This is a genomic window from Streptomyces sp. LBL (assembly GCF_029893585.1).
In the GTDB taxonomy this organism is placed as follows: Bacteria; Actinomycetota; Actinomycetes; order Streptomycetales; family Streptomycetaceae; genus Streptomyces.
The window spans coordinates 104,889-120,591 of record NZ_JARXYX010000013.1 but is presented as its reverse complement, the minus strand read 5'-3'; the positions used below and the strand labels follow the sequence as shown (position 1 = coordinate 120,591).

Genomic DNA, 15,703 nt, shown 5'->3' with positions numbered 1-15,703 from the left:
GGCCTCTCCGGCCGGTGGACACGACAGGGTGCCGTACGCGCGCGGGCCCCCAGAGAGGGTGATCCTGGGGGCCCGACAGGACGACTGTCATACGATCCCACAGCCCGGACGACCGCCGCTTTCGTTTATTCACCCTGCTGGACTCATGAACGATCGAGGACGAGCACGACCACCTGTTCCGCCTTGCCGGTCACCAGCCCCGCCAGCCGACGGGGCGGCCGGCCTGGCGCGCTACGACAGCTGCGCCTGCACCTGGGACGAGATCAGTTCCAGGTGGTCCAGGTCGGAGAGGTCGAGTATCTGCAGGTAGAGCCGCTCGGAGCCGGCCTCGGCATGGCGGCCGATCGTCTCGACGACCTCGGCAGGGGTGCCGGCCAGGCCGTTGGCCTTGAGCTCGTCGACCTCCCGGCCGATGGCGGCGGCGCGACGGGCGACCTCTTGGTCGTCCTTGCCGACGCAAGCGACCAGAGCGTTGGAGTACGTGATCTCCCCGGCCTCGCGGCCGGCCTCCTCGGCGGCGGCGCGGACCCGGCCGAACTTGCGCTCGCTGTCCTCGATCGAGCCGAAGGGCAGGTTGAACTCGTCGGCGTACCGGGCGGCCAGTCGCGGGGTACGGGTGGCGCCGTGACCGCCGACGAGGACGGGGATCTTGCTCTGCGCGGGCTTGGGGAGCGCGGGCGAGTCCTTGAGGTCGTAGTAGGCGCCGTGGAAGTCGAAGGTCTCGCCGAGCTCGGTCGCCCACAGGCCGGTGACGATCGCCAGCTGCTCCTCCAGGCGGTCGAACTTCTCCTTCGGGAAGGGTATGCCGTACGCCGTGTGCTCCTCCTCGAACCAGCCCGCACCCAGGCCCAGTTCGACGCGGCCACCGGACATCTGGTCGACCTGCGCGACCTGGATGGCGAGCACGCCGGGCAGCCGGAAGGTTCCGGCGGTCATCAGCGTGCCGAGCCGGATGCGCTTGGTCTCGCGGGCCAGGCCGGCGAGGGTGATCCAGGCGTCGGTGGGTCCGGGGAGACCGTCCGCGGAGCCCATCTTGAGGTAGTGGTCGGAGCGGAAGAACTGGTCTGCTTGCTACCTAACTGTAGCGCATGCCCTGACCTGCGGAAACACCGATGCACACCGAAGCCCCGCTCACCTCACGGGGATACGGATGAGGTGAGCGGGGCTTACCCGCCCGAACCCCCCTTGCGGATGGGGGTCAGCACCGGGCGGGACTCCTCGCCAGGCCGGAGGAGTGACGGCCACCTGGCGAGGAGAGTCATCGGGCACAGGAGCCCCGCTCACTCCTACGAGGGGAGGAAGTGAACGGGGCTCCCGTACCGCCCCGGGCAGTCCCCGGACGATGGGGACTCCTCCGACGGGCGGCGTCTCGTCCCCGATCGGCGCGGATCGCGGGGGCGAGACGTACAGGACGCAAGCAGGAGCCGGGAGGGCCGACCTCACCAGCTGTCCGGCCTCTGCTGCGTCCACCGCGAGCCGGCGCCACAGGGCGCCAGCCCGCGGGCTCAGGGGGTCACCACATGATCACGGGGACGTCAGGGCCGCCATTACAGTTGGGGCAGGACACCATGCCCGTGCGCCGGCACTGTGGGCAACCGGCGAAACCGCAGCACCAGGGGCACCACACCGTTCCGTGCCCGATGCAGCGTCCGCAGTAGCGGAGGAGCGGAGGCGGAGTCGGCTTTGCGGCCTTCACGCGCCGCGCAGGAGCGGCAGTCACCCCACTGCCTTAGCGGGGCTCTGGCCGGACTGTATAGCGGGATAGAGATTTGGCGTCATCACTGTATTCCGTTCCGCGATCGGGCGTTCGCGACGCCTACCTTCGCCGCGAGGCGCTCGGCATCCGTTGCCTGGCGGACGTGCTCTTGACGTACCGGCCACTCACGTCCGCCCCCGACGGGCCGAAGAAAGAAGGTTCCACCCAACGCATCGCGGAACTCTCCGGTCACGCCGCGGATCGTGTCCACCATGACAGTTCCGACGGCTGGCAACGCTTCCGGTTCAGGGCTAGCCATGCTGGCTCCCTTGATGGCGTTCCAACTCGACGATCAGATCCGACGCCTTCGACGGGTCGTACTCCGGGCCCTTAGCGTTCATGGCGTCACTCCACTCCCGCGCGAACCTGGCGCACTCGTCACATCCGGGCGTCGGCTCTGGAGTGGCGCACGTCGGATACGTGAGATGCCCGAATTTTGACCGTTTCGCTAATGCCACCTCTGCACCTCCCTCACTGGATACGGGGGCGTAGCAACTACAGTGCCACCCCGTCACTTGCCGTGCTCGGAATGGCACTCCCAGTGTGACGACAGCGAGAGTGAAAATGCAACCCGACTGGAGATATCTGCAAAATTGCAGTCTGCTGGTCTCGGTGTCTCGGCAGCTGTGGAAAGCTGTAGCCACGCTGCGTGCGTGGCGGCGAGAATGGACTTACTGAGGGGGTGACGATGGCTGAACCGACAGTCCGCACACGAAGGCTGGGATCGGAGTTGCGCAGGCTCAGGGAGGCGTCAGGGCTGAAGCTCGACGATGTGGCTGATCGCGTTGACCTCCCGGCGTCGAAGGTGAGCCGCGTCGAAAAGGCGGCACTCGGCATCAAGCCTGCCGACCTTGACAAGTTGCTCGACCTCTACGAGGTCGACGACGCGGAGAAGCGCGACGCCCTCCACTCGTTCGCCCGACATGGACGAACCCGCGGATGGTGGCAGACCTACCGCGACGTCATCTCGCCGGCCTACGCCGACCTGATCAGTCTGGAAGCAGACGCGGCCGACATGCGCTCGTACGAGTCGACGCTCATTCCCGGGCTCCTCCAGACGTCCGCGTACGCGCGTGCCACGATCAGAGCGATCAACATGACGTCGACCGACGGCGAGGTTGACGCCCTCGTTGAAGTCCGCATGGCTCGACAGTCCGTGCTCACCCGTCCAGAGCCCCTACAGCTATGGGCCGTCATCCACGAGGCCGCGCTCCGCCCCCGAGTGAAGAGCGCCCCGCAGATGATGAAGGAGCAGCTTCAGAAGCTGCTAGACATTGCAAGGCTTCCGCACGTCGCGATACAGGTTCTCCCGCTCGAAGCTCCACCTCACGTAGGTATGAGCGGGAGCTTCACGGTCGTCGGGTTCTCGGAGACGTCAGACCTTGACGTCGCCCTCCTGGAGCATCTGACGTCTGCGCTGTACGTCGAGGACGCTGCGGAAGTGAGTCGCTACGGCACCGCGTTTGAGCATCTTCGCGCTGCGTCGCTGCCTTTCGACGAATCGGCCGACCTCATTGATCGAGTGAAGGACAGCATCAAATGACCAGGATCAACGACGCATCCGCGGCAGGCTTCGTGTGGACGAAGTCGTCGTACAGCGGAGGTAACAACAACTGTGTAGAGGTTGCCCACGGTGCCGTGGACGCAGCTCTGCCCGTACGCGACAGCAAGGCACCTACCGGGCCGGCTGTCGTCTTCAGCGACACCACGTGGGGCGACTTCGTCAACGCCGTGAAGCGTGGCGCCGTCGCCTGATCGCAGGACAACGCAAAGAGCCCCCGTCGGGTGACCCTGGCGGGGGCTGTGTCGTGTGGTCAGTTCAGGTGCGGGTGCTCTCGCTTGAAACGCTCCAGAGCCTCCAGCGCCCGTGCACGGTCTTCGGTGCCGTGCCGGACAGCCGTCGGGGTGCGTCCCTGCGCGCCGTAAACTCGGAAGAAGCGGAGCCAGTACTCCATAGACCCGTATGGGGGCTTCGTGCCGTCGGGGTCGCGCATGGACGGGTAGGTCATCGCTCCCCCTCCGCCTCGTCCGCGGCCCGGAGGAGAGCGGCGGCGAGTTCGCGGGCCCGTGCGGGGGTGTAATCCAGCTCAGCACACGATTCAGCGTGCGCAAACACCCGGACGTTTCCGCTGGAGGCTGTAGAACCCTCCCCCGCCTCCACCGTGATGTAGTCGCCGTCGTCGTCTCTGATCATTACGTCCATCGTTCGATCTCCCCTCACACGCCCACGGGGCGCAGGTTGTAGACCTTACGGACCTCGTCGAGGTCGACGCGGGGTCCCTCGTACGTCTGGTGCTTCACGAGTCGGGGACTGTCCCCGTTCGCTGCGCCGCGGATCGTCTCCGGCTTGACGCCGGCCACGGCAGCAGCCTCCGCGTAGGTGACGAGATTGGGCTTCTGAGCGGCTTTCTCGGGCTCCAGGTCCACTTCCTCGTCCGGCTCCCCCGCAGGCTCCTCAGCGGGCTCCTGCGGCTCCTCCGCGTGTGCCTTGCGCGAGTGAACGAGCAGCGATCCACCCAGGAACGCAACGGCCGGCCAACCGGCGACAAGGACGCGCAGACCGACAGGGAGGTTGTCGAGGTCCAGGACTCCAGCCGTGGCGATGTTCGCCCCGAGAGAGGCCGCGAGGGAGACGACGAACCACACCCACGGGGCCGCCTTTGACGCGCCGTCCGCCGTGCGGATCTGCTTCCACGCCATGACCATCAACAGGTCGACGCTGACCGGGTACGCCCACGCCTTCCATCCACCCTGTCCGGCAGCCTCCGCGATGTCGTGGATGTGGGCGAAGGACAGGGCTGCCGCGATGACGGCCTGAATCAGGATCGGGTCCCGAAGCTTCTCTCTCATGGCTCCTCGTTCGTGTGCATGGTTCGTGAGTGGCAAGCGGAGCCCCCGCCACCGCAATTGGCAGGGGCTCCGTGAGGGCGGGTCAGACGATCGTTGGGTTCGCCAGCATGTCCAGCGGGAGCCCCTTGACTAGCGCGCTCCCCGCGGACAGGTGCGACACCGCGTGAAGGTCATCACCCGGCTTAGGCGCGATCAAGATACGGTGCCGGGCGGACTCTACGGGCGCCTCGACGATGTCCGCCGCCTCCACGGCCGTCAGCTTCCGCGCGCAGTCCTCGTGCAGCTTCACCATGTCCCGCGCCATCTCCAGCGTGGTCCGGAACGAGCTGCCGGAGCGGATGCTCTTCCGGCACACCGCGCGGTGCTCACTGTCGAACGCGTGGGCAAGCGTCGCGTTGCTCTTCGTCGTTGCCCAGATCTTGTCGTTGCTGTCGACCAGTGTCGTCATGTCTGCCTTTCGTGAGTGCCTTGCGTTACTCAGATCATGACACGGTTATGTCGACCGGCACAACACTTGACCGCAAAACGTTTGTCGCTTCTTCGGCGATCAGCGCCACCATCCGCCCACTCGGCAGCGTCACCACGAACCCGCCCCGCACCTCGTCGTCTCGTGCCGGCGCCTCAGGGCCTGGCGGAGGAAGTGGCGGTGCGCCACGTCGTCGATGACGGACGAAGTCCCGCCCTCGAACGTCAGGCGATACCTCACGCCGTCGCCACGGAGCGCGTGACGGTGAGCGGCTTGCCCGCGGGGGCCGTCGCCCCTCCCCCGCCCACGAACGGGATGTAGACGTGCCCCTTGAACCCGACGGGCCACGCGTCATGGAGCGCCGTACGCTCGTGGGTGTGAAGGGTGAAGACGTCGCCCTGCCGGATCTCGCTGGCAGTGGTGTGCAGCTCTTCGGTTCTCTCGGTCATGGCTCCTCCTGGAGTGACTCGCACTACGGGAAGAGCCCCCGCGACCGCAATTCGCAGGGGCTCAGGGGATGGTTCAGGCGGCGACGTCAAGCGACAGCGCGGCAACCGCTTCTTCGGCCTTACGGAGGTCGTCCTCCGCCCACGCGTTGCGCTTCGATGAGGTGACGAACTCGCGCATTATCACGAGCTTGACTACAGCTGCCGTCTCCTCGTCGGCCACGATCTCGGCCCGGGATCGCGTGAAGTCGAAGCGCGCCAACTCCGTCAGCACCACCTCGCGCGCGCGCTTCCGGGTCTTGAACACGGGTCCGAGATGAATGTTCGGCTGTTCGTCCGTCACCGACGGAAGGTGGTGCAGCGTCCATCCTTTTCCGTATCGGGCAATCGCCAGGCCCGGAACGATCTCGTCGACGTGCTCCGTGGCGCCCATCGACTTTGCGGCCTCAGGCGTGGCGTACTCGCCGGGAGCGGTCTCAATGAGGTACTCCGGTACGGTGCTCGTGAACGTCACCTTCGGGAAGCCCTTGCGAGCGTTTACGTAGCTGGTCGTGACGTTCCTCACCGGTCCTGCGGTGCCGTACTTGGCCCTCCAGATCTCCGCCTGGTCAAGGAGGTTCTGACGGGTTCGCTCGCCCGATCCGGGCCACCCCTTCTTGTCCTTCTGGGGCGCCTGCGCGTCAGTCACCATCTCGTCGTACTGCGTATCAAGCTTGGTCTGACGCATCGCGACGACGCCATCCTTCACGGCCTTCAGCTGCGCCGCCTCCAGCTGCTTCACGGTGCGGATCTTTCCGCCCAGCTCCGTGCGGATGACGCGCTCGACGCCGTTAATCCGGATCATGGTCTCTCGGTAGGTCTGCATGTCCCCGCCCCTTCGTCAGTGCCTTGCGTTGCCTCAACTATGACACGGTTATGTCGACCGGCACAACATCTAGCGCAAAACGTTTTGCGCTTCTCTTCTGGGTGCCCCGCCGCGGATTCGAACCGCGCGCCCGCCGGCACTGGGGGTGTCGGGTTGGTCGGGCGATGCCTCAGCGGGGCGGGTGTCAGCGTCGAACGCGGGGGCGGGTGTTGCAGATGGGGTGGTGGCACTCTTCGCCGGTGAGGGTGTCGTACCCCCAGCAGCTGTTCCACCAGCGGGATACGGCGTTGGACATCCGCTGCTCTGCCGGGGTCTGCTTCTCCTCCCGGACAAGCGCCGCTTTGAGCGTGGCGGCCGTTCCTGTGGCCTCGCAGGTTCGTGTCCCGTACCGGTCTCCATGACGCGTAAGGAGCTGCTCACGCGTCACGTCGACGACATCCCCGCATACGCGGCAGGAAGTGACGTATTGACGCTCCGCACTATTGGAGTCCCAGTGCCGGACGCGCGCCACCTGTCCAGGCTCAGGGCACGTCGAGGGGTCGTAACGGTCGTACTCCCCGATCACGTCCGGCGTGTCCTGCCAGTGGTGTACGAGGTCCCCGCCAGCGAGGTTGAGGCGGAAAACCTTCACCTCGTAGGGGGTGGCGTCGAACCAGTACCTGACGCCGTCGATGATCCGCTCCCACGCGACAACGTCCCCAGAGACCCCACGCGCCGACCGTGCCGAAATCTTACTCATCCCTCCCCCTCCTACGGCCTGCCTCCTCAGTACGGGTAGGCCAACCCCCGCAGACGCCCCGGAGGGCGTTTCGGCTATTCCGGTAGCGGCGCCCACGGTAGGTTCAACGCCTGAGTGTGAGTGATCCACGCATCGAGCTTGACGCTTACCGGCTCCCACTCCTCGACGGCGAGGTTGTTGCCCCATCGCGGGTCGCCATAGTTCCGCACGTAGTCCGCCAGAGCCGCAATGCAGTTGTCGCGGGTCCGCGGGGAGGTGACGACGCACTCTTGACTGGGCTTGCCGTAGTCCGTCATGACGGACCATCCGAAGAAACTAGCCTCTGCGATCCACACCGAGTAGCGGCCGAAGTGCGACCAGTCGTAGGAAAGTCGCGTTGCCCGTGCCCGCGGGATGTTACTCAGTTCCTCCGCGGTGATCGGCTGCACTGTGTCCATCTCGTCCCCTCCCCCTCATGGTCTGCCTCGTCAGGCCCGGTAGACCAATCCCGGACGACGCCCCAGAGGGCGTTTCGACTATGACTTGCGGTGCATCGTGTGCGTGCAGTCCCACTCAGGCTTACAGTCGGGGACGTTGCGCTTCCGGCCGTCGAGGCAGGTGTCGCACAGGTCGTAGTTCGGGTTGTCCAACACCCGCTGAGTGGGAAGACCGAAGTCGTTGATCATGTAGGCAGGGGCGGCGTTCCCGCAGTGGCGGTAGAGGTCGCCCCGCCCCTTCCACGTCCACATGCGGCCGTGACGGTCGACAATGTCCGGGTGTTCCGCGCGCTCCAGCTCCGCCAGTGCGGCGCGGGCGTCCTGCCACTTCGTAATCAGTTCGGCTACGGCCTGCATCTCGTCCCCTCCCCTGGGGCGCCCCGAGTGAGGCGCCCCTTCGTCAGTGTCTTGCGTTGCTCTGACTATGACACGGTTATGTCGACCGGCACAACTCGGCAGCGCAAAACGTTTGTCGCTACTTGCCGACGGCGAGTTCGCGGGCGAGATTCACGACGTCGGCCCCAGTGTGCGCAGTGCCGTCGAGCAGCTTCTTCGCCTCGTCGACGTGGCGGGCGAACGCGGAGGTGGGCGGGGCGGGCTCGCTGGCCTCCGCCGGCTCGTCGACGAGTTCGACCTCAGCCGCCCAGATGTCATAGAGGTGGCCGTCGACCTTCACGCGGTACGGGTGGATGTCGCCATGACTGGGCTGCCACTCGTCCGTGGTCGAGGTTGACCGTTCCCAGCGATCCGTGGTGCTCCTCCGCGTGCTTTGCGAAGACCACCCGCACGCGGTCCCCCACCTTCGGGCGGGTGTCGGCAGGAGCCTCAGCCGGCGCGTCAACGAGTTCGACCTCCGCGCACCACCATCCGATGCCGTCCAGCTCCACGCGGTACTGGCACTTGTCGTCGTAGATGTCGGTCCGCGCCAGGCGGCCCACGTTGCCGACGTTGGCGGCACCATCACCCACGTAGGCATTCCGCACGACGCGCACCCGGTCGCCGACCTTCGGGGCAGGCTTCGGAGCCTCCGCCTTCGCCTCTCCCCCGTCGATCTCGTCAGCCAGGGCGAGTATGCCGCGAGCGAACTCACGGACTTCGTTGGGGCGGAGTGCGGAGTCCGCCTCGTGCTTGTCGTTGCTGAAGGCGTCGAAGTGCACGGAGTCGCCGCAGATGTACGCCTTGATGTAGTCGCGGGACGCCCAACGGCACTGCGCGGTGACGGCCTCGGTCATGTTCTCTCCTCGTGTGTGATTCGCGGACCGCAAAACGTTTTGCGGTCGGGTCAGAGGGTCTCGATGGAGAAACCTTCGAGCGGGGCTGAGTCGTTCCGGGCCTCCACCGCGTACATCACCTCATCGCCCCAGTAAGCGGCCTCGTCGGGGCGAACGCCCTGAACGTCGTACTCGTCGAGAGAGGGAAGTCGGTGCATGAGCTGTGCTCCAGATCGGTTAAGAGTGAGTGACTTACGCTGTCAGACCGTGCGCGTCAGCCACGGTGCGGGCGCTTGCGACCCCGCGGGAGCGGAGCCGACGGAGGGCGACGCCGTTGACGGCCATGTCGGCGCACGTCTGCTGGTCGTCCTGCTTCGTCATGTCGACGCCGTAGAATGCGCGGAGCGCGAAGGACTGACGCTGCGGGATCTGCGTCATGAGCCACAGGGCCAGGTCGCGACGCTCCACGGAGTCGGTGACTTCGGAGGAAGGGTCTTCGATGACGTCAGTCAGCGTGAGCGACTCGCGCCCCTCCCCCGTGGCCGTGTTGGCTGCCGGAGCGTCGAACGACGTCACGGCCGCGAGTGCTTCGAGGATGGCGACGAACATCTCCCGGGAGATCCGGTGAGTGGCGCTTTTCTCCTCCTGAAGTTCCGCCCACACCTTGTCGACGTCGCCACCGTGGCGCCACAGGAGGTGACGCACAACGATCGTGGCCGTGGCGGGGACAGCGACAGCGCACGAGTTGCTGATGTGCGCTTCCGCCACGGCGCGTCGAGCAGCCCGGTAGACGTACGACGTCAGCTGTGCGGAGGAAGCCTCCGACTTGTAGTCGCGAACGTGCTGGATCAGCACCACGCGCGCTTCCTGGAGGTAGTCCTCCGCATCCTCCACGCTGGCTCCAGGAGCCACGCTGCGAACGATCCCCCGGAGCATGGCGTCACAGCCCTGGACGATTGCCCACATGGCGTCAGTGTCTCCGGCCTGTGCATCGCGGATCTGCTCTGCGTTGATCGTTTCGCGGCTCATGTGGACTCCTCCGTGTGTGGCTTGTGCTTGTGTTGTGTCGTAATCCGGAGAGGACGTGACGCGGAGATTAAGTGATCTGAGTCACACGGTGATTCAGGGAGACGAAAGCCCCCGTCCCTCAAAAGAACGGGGGCTCAAGTCCGCTAAACGTTTTGCGGTGCTCAGACAGAGAGGTGATGTACGGCCAGGCCGGAAGCCTCCGCGATCGTCACGTCAGCGACTGCCAGCGGGCAAGACTCCCACCCCACCATGCAGTACAGGGCAGTTGCTTCGGCCCACTGAGACACCGCGCTGGATGCAGGGACGGCATCCAGAATGCTCGCCACGTCGTCGAGGGTCTCCAGCTGCACGCTAGTGCTCTGCGGACCCGTTAGGATGATCAACTGTTCCCCCTGGGAGCGGGATTGTATTTTTCGCCCTCCCACCGGGCGAGGGCGCGATCCATGGACGCGGCGACACCCTGGACTGCCGCAACTGCGTACGGAGCCATCGGGCGCCATTCTTCAGTTCTGCTAGAAGAGCCTGGCGACGGTCATCAAAATGCCGTCACCTCCGTCGGGCGGGATGGGCCTGCCGGCCTCCGTCCGCATCCACTCCAGCCTGTCGGCGGGCTGGCATGGTTACTGCGTCGTCGTAGGCGTCCACGAAACGGCGAACTGCGGACGCTGCGTGTTCAAGTGCGTTCAGTAGTTCGAACATTTTCGGTCCGTCTGCAACCTGATCAGGACTGTAAGTCACACAACCTCCACGGGCAATCACTAAGTGGCGGGATCGACTCCGCTATCCGCACCCCTATGTAACGGTTCATCCGATTAACACATACAGGGGGGTCAACCCGTTTATGTCGGCCACCCAATCTCACCTGGAGTTATGTCGACCGACACAAGTCAGACTTGAGCTTTTCGACGTTATTGACTCGTGACCTTGTGAAGGACTTATGGAGTCCTCTTGTGGGCCTTGAACTCCGCTACGTAGCCACGTCAACCCCCGACGTGAGGTCCCCACCTGCGGTTTCTGACAGCCACTCAGCTACGTCCCGATCCGACTTCAGACGGTTGCACCGGGCGCACGCCGGAGCGAGATTGGACCACTCGTGAAGGCCACCTCGTGCAAGCGGACGAACGTGGTCCACCTCAGGCACAACCTTTTCGCCGAACGCGGAGTCACAGTAGGCACATGACCACTCCTCCGTCTCCTCCCACCGTCGCAGACAGTCACGTCGGGACGGGTACAGAGGAGGCTCCGGGGGCCGCAGGGAAGGCGTGATGCGCATGGGACGCGGGACCGACCGCGCGGCGGAAGGGCGATATCCCGCCACCGATCGGTCAACTGTGGTCGCTCGTACCGCACTCGGGGGCGCGAGACGTGCGGGGGTCACTTGCGCCGCTCCTCCGCCGCACGCGCCTCGTCAGGGTGCGTCGCATACCAAGGGTCATGCTGCGTCATGGTGCTCGCCTTCTTCATGTAGAGGGATCCCCAGCTCTGCCCGCCCACGTCAGGGTCTGTGTCGATCGGAATCCCGCGGATGGTGGATGCCATCGCCTCCCCGATCTCCTTTGCGACGGTCTCCGCCTCCCGCTCGGGGGCGTCCGCAACGATCTCGTCGTGCACTGGGAGCAACACGTGAGGGATGAGTCCGCGCTCGTAGATCTCCAACATTCCCTGAGCGAAGATGTCGCGCGCGGTGCTCTGGATCTCTCCGTTGAACGAGGCGTAGGCGGCGTCACGGTCGAAGACGAGCCGGCGCCCGGACGGAGTCCGCAGGGTGTAGCCGTTGCGGATCACCTTTCCCTGAAGCTGCTTGATGTAGCGAGCGAGACGCGGATAGGTCCGCTTGTAGCCCCTGACGGCGTCCTGCGCGGCAGCCATCGTCAACCCGGTCTGAGCAGCGATCGTCTTCGCGCCTCCCCCGTACGCGACGCCCAGTTGCACGACCTTCGCGACCTTGCGTTGTCCGGTGGTGAATCCGGGACCATAGACGCTCGCGGCCGTCAGATTGTGGAGGTCCGCCCCGGCGAGGATCGCGGCCGTCATCCGCTCGTCGCCGGACAGTGCCGCCATGACGCGCGGCTCCACGGACGAGTAGTCGACGGAGATCATCCGATGCCCGTCGTCGGACACGACGGCATGCCGAACCTCCCACTTGCCCGACGGGAGTTGCTGGAAGGGCGGGTCAGACATGGACATTCGCGCTGTCCGGGCGGCCAGCGCCCCGATCTTCGGGTGTACTCGGTCGTTCTCGTCCGCGGTCCGAAGCATGGCGTCCGCATAGGACGTCTTCCACTTCGACGCCCGCTTACTGCGGAGGATGGCCATCGCGAGCGGGTTCGGGGTGCGCGACTGGATCGGCTCCCACTCCTTGTCGACGTCGGCTAGGCGCTTCAGTACCTTTCCGTCCACCTGGACCGCTCCGCCGTCCGTGCGCTCCGGGATCACCTCCCCCATGCCTAGCAGCGCCTCCGACACCTGGCGGGTGGAGTTGATGTTCTCGACGCCGTACTTCCGGGACTCCGCAGCCCAGCGCGCGGACTCCTCCAACAGCTCCTGGGACAGGTGCGTCGTGTAGTCGCGGTTGATGCGCATCCCCCGCCGCTCCACGAGCGCGCAGACGAAGGCGACTCGATGCTCGAACGGAATGAGTGCGGGGTTGATGCCCAGCTCTTTGACGCGCGCCTGAACCTTCGGCAGGAGGCGTGACGTCAGGATCACGTCCCCGCCGGCGTAGCTCAGGTATCGCGGGTTGTCGATGTCGATGTACGCCCATCCGTCATCCTTCGTCCGGCCGATCTTGTGGAACTCCTCGATAAGGCCGGTCTGTGTGTCGGGGGCGGACGGATCGACGTAGTGTTCCGCGGCCTCTTTCAGCTTGTTCCCGGGGCCACCCTGATCCTTCCGGCGAGGGTCGGAGAGGTGGAGGTGGATGTAGGTGTCCAGGGTCTTCGGTGCCAGGTCCTCCAGCGTGACGCCAGGGATGTGACGGTCCATAGCCAGCTGGTCGAAGTTCTGGTTCTGCATGGACAACGCGGGCAATGTGTTTGCAGCCCATGCTGCATGTTCCGTGAGTGTCTTGCCTTTCTCCACCTGAAGAACCCACGCCTGATCCGGGGTGCCGTACTGAACCGTGCGGATGCGAAAGCCACGTGTGAACGTTCCGAGCCCCGTGGCTTCGGTGTCCAGCGCCACACGCTCCCCACGGCTCGCGGCGTCGGTGACGTACTGGCGGAAGAGCCGGAGGTCGTCGTCGTTCTGGGGCACGTAGACGGGTATCTGTTGCCCCAGCACGGGGAAGCTGTGCGTGATCATGCTGCCGCCTTAGGCTCTCCGAAGATGTTTGTCGGTCCGTCAGCCGGCGCATCCGGCTCGTCCTCCGCGCGGCTCGCGATCTCCCGCTCCTCGTCAGTTGCAAGGCGGAGCCCGTCAAAGCCCCACTTGCCGCCGCGCTTGTCCTTCGGGAAGTTCCGGCTCTCCAACTCAACGCCCAGAGCCCAGCCGGACAGGACTTCCTTCCGGCTCAGTCCCGCGTCCTCCGCCCACTCCGCGTAGGCGCGACGGACTGCCATCGGGGCGACACGAGCGCCGCGCTCCTGGACGCAACGGGCCGTCAGGAACTCTTGGAGCCTGTCCTCCGACTCCCGGTAGTCCTGCGTGGCAGCCTGGACGGAGGCAGGCTCCTGGAGACCGCTCTCGTACCACTCCGACGCTCCGCGCACAGCCCACGCGAGGATGCCCTCCGCCTCATCCCGAAGCTTCGCCGGAAGGGAGGTGTCGGCCTTCGAGCCGCGGAACGTGGCTTCGAACGGGACGAGCTTGACGCGTCGCCAGACTCCGAGATCCTGCGAGAGGATCGCAGGCTTGTAGTTGCCGGCGACCATGAGCAAAAAATTCGGGACGTAGGTGAACGGGTTCTGATTCAGGAAGCGGCAGGTAACCGGGTCGCCTCCCGTCAGCTGCTTGACCAGGGCCTCAGCAAGCCGGCTGTACTTCTCCGTCTCGGAGGCCGTCACGAGCCGCGCCCCGCGGAGTGACGCGAGTTCGGGCGATGCCTGGCCAACGGCCGTGCGCTGCTCGAACGTGCTGAACTCCGTGCTCTTCGTGATCCCCCGGAGAACGTGGAGAAGTGCGTCCAGGAACACGCTCTTCCCGTTCGCCCCCTGCCCGTACATGAAGACGAAGCACTGTTCCGCCGTACTGCCCGTGATTCCGTAGCCGACGAGGCGGCACATGTAGCCGGGTAGTTCCGGGTGCTTCGGGAAGATCTCTCCGAGGAATTGCAGCCACCGGGGCGCCGCCGCATCCGGGTGGTATGCGATGTCGAGCCGCTTCGTGATCATGTCCGCGGGAGTGTGCGAGTGAATCTCCTTCGTGCGGAGATTGATCGTCCCGTTGGCGACGGACAGCAGTTCAGGGTGCGCGTCGAACTGATCGGCCTTCGCCGGGACTCCGGGGACGGACGGCAGAACCTTGATGACGTCCTCGATGGCACGGTTGGTCAGAGCCTTCAGCGCCAACTTCCGCGAACCGTCGTCGCCCGACGCGATCAGCTCCGCACCCATCTGGATCAGAGCCGACCTGACGTCGTCGTTGCCAGGCGACCAGACAGCACCGTCCCAGACGAGGAACCCCAGTCCCGGGGCGTAGCGCACTCCACCGCCTGTGCGCGCCATGTAGTCGCGCAGACGGACGGCAATACCCGCGTCCGTCTGGTCGAAGGCTTCACGCGCGCTGACGCCCATCGTCTGAAGAGCGGCGTCCGTGGCGGACACGTCCGGCTCTGTCTCCGTCGAGGGGGCAGGAGTCGGAGCGGATGACTCCAACTCGACGACGGAGGCAGCGCGTACCGCGAGATGCAACTCCCCGGCGAACGTCTCCGGCGTGCGCTCCCGCCACGCCGTCAGATCCTCCTTCCGGTTCGGGAAGTCGAGCTGACGCGGAGTGTTACCCGACTCGACGAGTGCCTTCGCGAGAGCCTTACTCCCCCGCTCCCCTGCGGCGTCGGGGTCGAATGCGATGACGACGTCACGGCCGGCGAGATGCTCGACGAGGTCCGTCAGGAGTGCGGCATTGTTGGCCAAGGCGGCGCCACGGATGATGAGTGCGTCGTAGCCGACACCGACCGACGTCAGCCCGTCGCCCGGACCCTCAGTGATCAGGATCGTGTCGTAGCCCGTGCCCGCGGACAGGACGCCGTACTTGCTCCACGTACGGCCGTCGACGTTGGTCAGGGACATCCACCGGGCGGGGCACTTGCCGGAGAGGTCACGGCCCTGGAGTCCGCGGATGACGCCATCGAAGCCGACGAGCGGGACGGTTAGGCGCGGGTACCGAGTGAAGGAGCGGGAGAGCCACGGCCGCGACTGCACCGCCTGCGAAGACCAACCGACGCGCAGGTCCGCGCACATCTCCGGCGTGACGCCGAAACGACGAGCCGCGTAGTCCAGCGCCTCCGCAGAGAATGGGGCCATGGACTCCGTGTCCTGGAGTGCATCGGCCCACTGATCGACAGCCATCCGCAGACCAGCAATCTCCGCGATGCCGACCGATTCCGGCGCCTTCGCGCTGACAGTCCGCGCGCCCTGGCCGTCGACATCGAAGAGGTCCGACTCCGACATGCGGAGCTTCGCCAGGATCTCCGGCTTGGGGCACCCGGTGCGGCAGACGAGCAGAAGCATGCCGTCCGACTTCAGCGTCAGCTTCAGGCTTGGGTGCTTCCTATCTGAGTGAGCGGGGCAGAGCGCAAGGTACCCGTCGTGATCAGGCTCGACCCCCTCCAGTCGCCCCAGGATCTCCGTCAGTCGCAAAGGTCTCTCCCCCTCTTCGTGCATGCGGAAGGGGCGCCCCGGAAGGACGCCCCTTTGTGGCAGTGCT

17 protein-coding genes, 2 other RNA genes and 1 pseudogene are annotated in these 15,703 nt (G+C 65.7%); 2 read left to right on the top strand and 18 right to left on the bottom strand.

Going from position 1 to position 15,703, the window contains the following annotated elements; translation table 11 throughout:
- Positions 1–231: 231 nt before the first annotated feature.
- Positions 232–1,059: pseudogene (locus M2271_RS17875) on the bottom strand (LLM class F420-dependent oxidoreductase); the annotation flags it as partial.
- 1,385 nt (positions 1,060–2,444) lie between these two features.
- Between M2271_RS17875 and M2271_RS17865 the strand changes: the two are divergent.
- Positions 2,445–3,299: a helix-turn-helix transcriptional regulator gene (locus M2271_RS17865; RefSeq protein ID WP_280888233.1), complete on the top strand. Its 855-nt coding sequence runs from the start codon at positions 2,445–2,447 to the stop codon at positions 3,297–3,299.
- Positions 3,296–3,511, top strand: a complete 216-nt coding sequence (locus tag M2271_RS17860) for a DUF397 domain-containing protein (RefSeq protein ID WP_280888232.1) — start codon at positions 3,296–3,298, stop codon at positions 3,509–3,511. The genes M2271_RS17865 and M2271_RS17860 overlap by 4 nt, the downstream gene beginning before the upstream one ends.
- A gap of 250 nt (positions 3,512–3,761) precedes the next feature.
- Here the strand turns inward: M2271_RS17860 and M2271_RS17855 are convergent, their stop codons facing one another.
- From M2271_RS17855 to M2271_RS17775, 17 genes are all read right to left on the bottom strand, one after another.
- The gene (locus M2271_RS17855; protein ID WP_280888231.1) at positions 3,762–3,959 is read right to left on the bottom strand and encodes a hypothetical protein; all 198 of its coding nucleotides are present in this window, start codon (positions 3,957–3,959) and stop codon (positions 3,762–3,764) included.
- 14 nt (positions 3,960–3,973) lie between these two features.
- Positions 3,974–4,606, bottom strand: coding sequence for a DUF2637 domain-containing protein (locus tag M2271_RS17850; protein WP_280888230.1), 633 nt, complete (start codon positions 4,604–4,606; stop codon positions 3,974–3,976).
- Between the two features lie 82 nt (positions 4,607–4,688).
- The gene (locus M2271_RS17845) at positions 4,689–5,054 is read right to left on the bottom strand and encodes a hypothetical protein (protein ID WP_280888229.1); all 366 of its coding nucleotides are present in this window, start codon (positions 5,052–5,054) and stop codon (positions 4,689–4,691) included.
- A 254-nt stretch (positions 5,055–5,308) separates the two neighbouring features.
- Positions 5,309–5,521 (bottom strand): hypothetical protein, encoded by a 213-nt coding sequence (locus M2271_RS17840; protein WP_280888228.1) that lies wholly within the window; start codon positions 5,519–5,521, stop codon positions 5,309–5,311.
- 73 nt (positions 5,522–5,594) lie between these two features.
- Entirely contained in the window at positions 5,595–6,383 is a 789-nt protein-coding gene (locus M2271_RS17835) for a hypothetical protein (protein WP_280888227.1), read from the bottom strand.
- A 184-nt stretch (positions 6,384–6,567) separates the two neighbouring features.
- A complete protein-coding gene (locus M2271_RS17830) occupies positions 6,568–7,122 on the bottom strand; it encodes a hypothetical protein (RefSeq protein WP_280888226.1) in 555 nt (184 codons plus the stop codon).
- 12 nt (positions 7,123–7,134) lie between these two features.
- An RNA gene (locus tag M2271_RS17825) (hammerhead ribozyme type II) lies at positions 7,135–7,198 on the bottom strand.
- Positions 7,197–7,559 carry a hypothetical protein gene (locus tag M2271_RS17820; RefSeq protein ID WP_280888225.1) on the bottom strand — a complete coding sequence of 121 codons (363 nt, stop codon included), beginning with the start codon at positions 7,557–7,559 and terminating at the stop codon, positions 7,197–7,199. The genes M2271_RS17825 and M2271_RS17820 overlap by 2 nt, the downstream gene beginning before the upstream one ends.
- Before the next feature lie 16 nt (positions 7,560–7,575).
- Positions 7,576–7,639, bottom strand: an RNA gene (locus M2271_RS17815) — hammerhead ribozyme type II.
- Positions 7,638–7,955, bottom strand: a complete 318-nt coding sequence (locus M2271_RS17810) for a hypothetical protein (RefSeq protein WP_280888224.1) — start codon at positions 7,953–7,955, stop codon at positions 7,638–7,640. The genes M2271_RS17815 and M2271_RS17810 overlap by 2 nt, the downstream gene beginning before the upstream one ends.
- A 118-nt stretch (positions 7,956–8,073) precedes the next feature.
- Positions 8,074–8,274, bottom strand: coding sequence for a hypothetical protein (locus M2271_RS17805; RefSeq protein ID WP_280888223.1), 201 nt, complete (start codon positions 8,272–8,274; stop codon positions 8,074–8,076).
- Positions 8,249–8,830 (bottom strand): hypothetical protein, encoded by a 582-nt coding sequence (locus M2271_RS17800; RefSeq protein ID WP_280888222.1) that lies wholly within the window; start codon positions 8,828–8,830, stop codon positions 8,249–8,251. Before M2271_RS17800 ends, M2271_RS17805 begins: the two co-directional genes overlap by 26 nt.
- A gap of 50 nt (positions 8,831–8,880) precedes the next feature.
- The gene (locus tag M2271_RS17795) at positions 8,881–9,027 is read right to left on the bottom strand and encodes a hypothetical protein (protein ID WP_280888221.1); all 147 of its coding nucleotides are present in this window, start codon (positions 9,025–9,027) and stop codon (positions 8,881–8,883) included.
- 34 nt (positions 9,028–9,061) lie between these two features.
- The gene (locus M2271_RS17790; protein ID WP_280888220.1) at positions 9,062–9,838 is read right to left on the bottom strand and encodes a sigma factor; all 777 of its coding nucleotides are present in this window, start codon (positions 9,836–9,838) and stop codon (positions 9,062–9,064) included.
- Positions 9,839–10,805: 967 nt separating this feature from the next.
- Entirely contained in the window at positions 10,806–11,111 is a 306-nt protein-coding gene (locus tag M2271_RS17785; protein ID WP_280888219.1) for an HNH endonuclease signature motif containing protein, read from the bottom strand.
- Positions 11,112–11,212: 101 nt separating this feature from the next.
- Positions 11,213–13,141, bottom strand: coding sequence for a DNA polymerase (locus tag M2271_RS17780; protein ID WP_280888218.1), 1,929 nt, complete (start codon positions 13,139–13,141; stop codon positions 11,213–11,215).
- A complete protein-coding gene (locus tag M2271_RS17775; protein WP_280888217.1) occupies positions 13,138–15,507 on the bottom strand; it encodes a phage/plasmid primase, P4 family in 2,370 nt (789 codons plus the stop codon). The genes M2271_RS17780 and M2271_RS17775 overlap by 4 nt, the downstream gene beginning before the upstream one ends.
- Positions 15,508–15,703 lie beyond the last annotated feature (196 nt).

Excerpts from the sequence above, each read along its gene's own strand:
- M2271_RS17775 (WP_280888217.1), bottom strand. The coding sequence starts at position 15,507 with ATGCTTCTGCTCGTCTGCCGCACCGGGTGCCCCAAGCCGGAGATCCTG.
- M2271_RS17840 (WP_280888228.1), bottom strand. The coding sequence starts at position 5,521 with ATGACCGAGAGAACCGAAGAGCTGCACACCACTGCCAGCGAGATCCGG.
- M2271_RS17800 (WP_280888222.1), bottom strand. The coding sequence starts at position 8,830 with ATGACCGAGGCCGTCACCGCGCAGTGCCGTTGGGCGTCCCGCGACTAC.
- M2271_RS17795 (WP_280888221.1), bottom strand. The coding sequence starts at position 9,027 with ATGCACCGACTTCCCTCTCTCGACGAGTACGACGTTCAGGGCGTTCGC.
- M2271_RS17860 (WP_280888232.1), top strand. The coding sequence starts at position 3,296 with ATGACCAGGATCAACGACGCATCCGCGGCAGGCTTCGTGTGGACGAAG.
- M2271_RS17810 (WP_280888224.1), bottom strand. The coding sequence starts at position 7,955 with ATGCAGGCCGTAGCCGAACTGATTACGAAGTGGCAGGACGCCCGCGCC.
- M2271_RS17850 (WP_280888230.1), bottom strand. The coding sequence starts at position 4,606 with ATGAGAGAGAAGCTTCGGGACCCGATCCTGATTCAGGCCGTCATCGCG.
- M2271_RS17865 (WP_280888233.1), top strand. The coding sequence starts at position 2,445 with ATGGCTGAACCGACAGTCCGCACACGAAGGCTGGGATCGGAGTTGCGC.
- M2271_RS17845 (WP_280888229.1), bottom strand. The coding sequence starts at position 5,054 with ATGACGACACTGGTCGACAGCAACGACAAGATCTGGGCAACGACGAAG.
- M2271_RS17820 (WP_280888225.1), bottom strand. The coding sequence starts at position 7,559 with ATGGACACAGTGCAGCCGATCACCGCGGAGGAACTGAGTAACATCCCG.
- M2271_RS17780 (WP_280888218.1), bottom strand. The coding sequence starts at position 13,141 with ATGATCACGCACAGCTTCCCCGTGCTGGGGCAACAGATACCCGTCTAC.
- M2271_RS17785 (WP_280888219.1), bottom strand. The coding sequence starts at position 11,111 with ATGCGCATCACGCCTTCCCTGCGGCCCCCGGAGCCTCCTCTGTACCCG.
- M2271_RS17855 (WP_280888231.1), bottom strand. The coding sequence starts at position 3,959 with ATGGACGTAATGATCAGAGACGACGACGGCGACTACATCACGGTGGAG.
- M2271_RS17790 (WP_280888220.1), bottom strand. The coding sequence starts at position 9,838 with ATGAGCCGCGAAACGATCAACGCAGAGCAGATCCGCGATGCACAGGCC.
- M2271_RS17835 (WP_280888227.1), bottom strand. The coding sequence starts at position 6,383 with ATGCAGACCTACCGAGAGACCATGATCCGGATTAACGGCGTCGAGCGC.
- M2271_RS17830 (WP_280888226.1), bottom strand. The coding sequence starts at position 7,122 with ATGAGTAAGATTTCGGCACGGTCGGCGCGTGGGGTCTCTGGGGACGTT.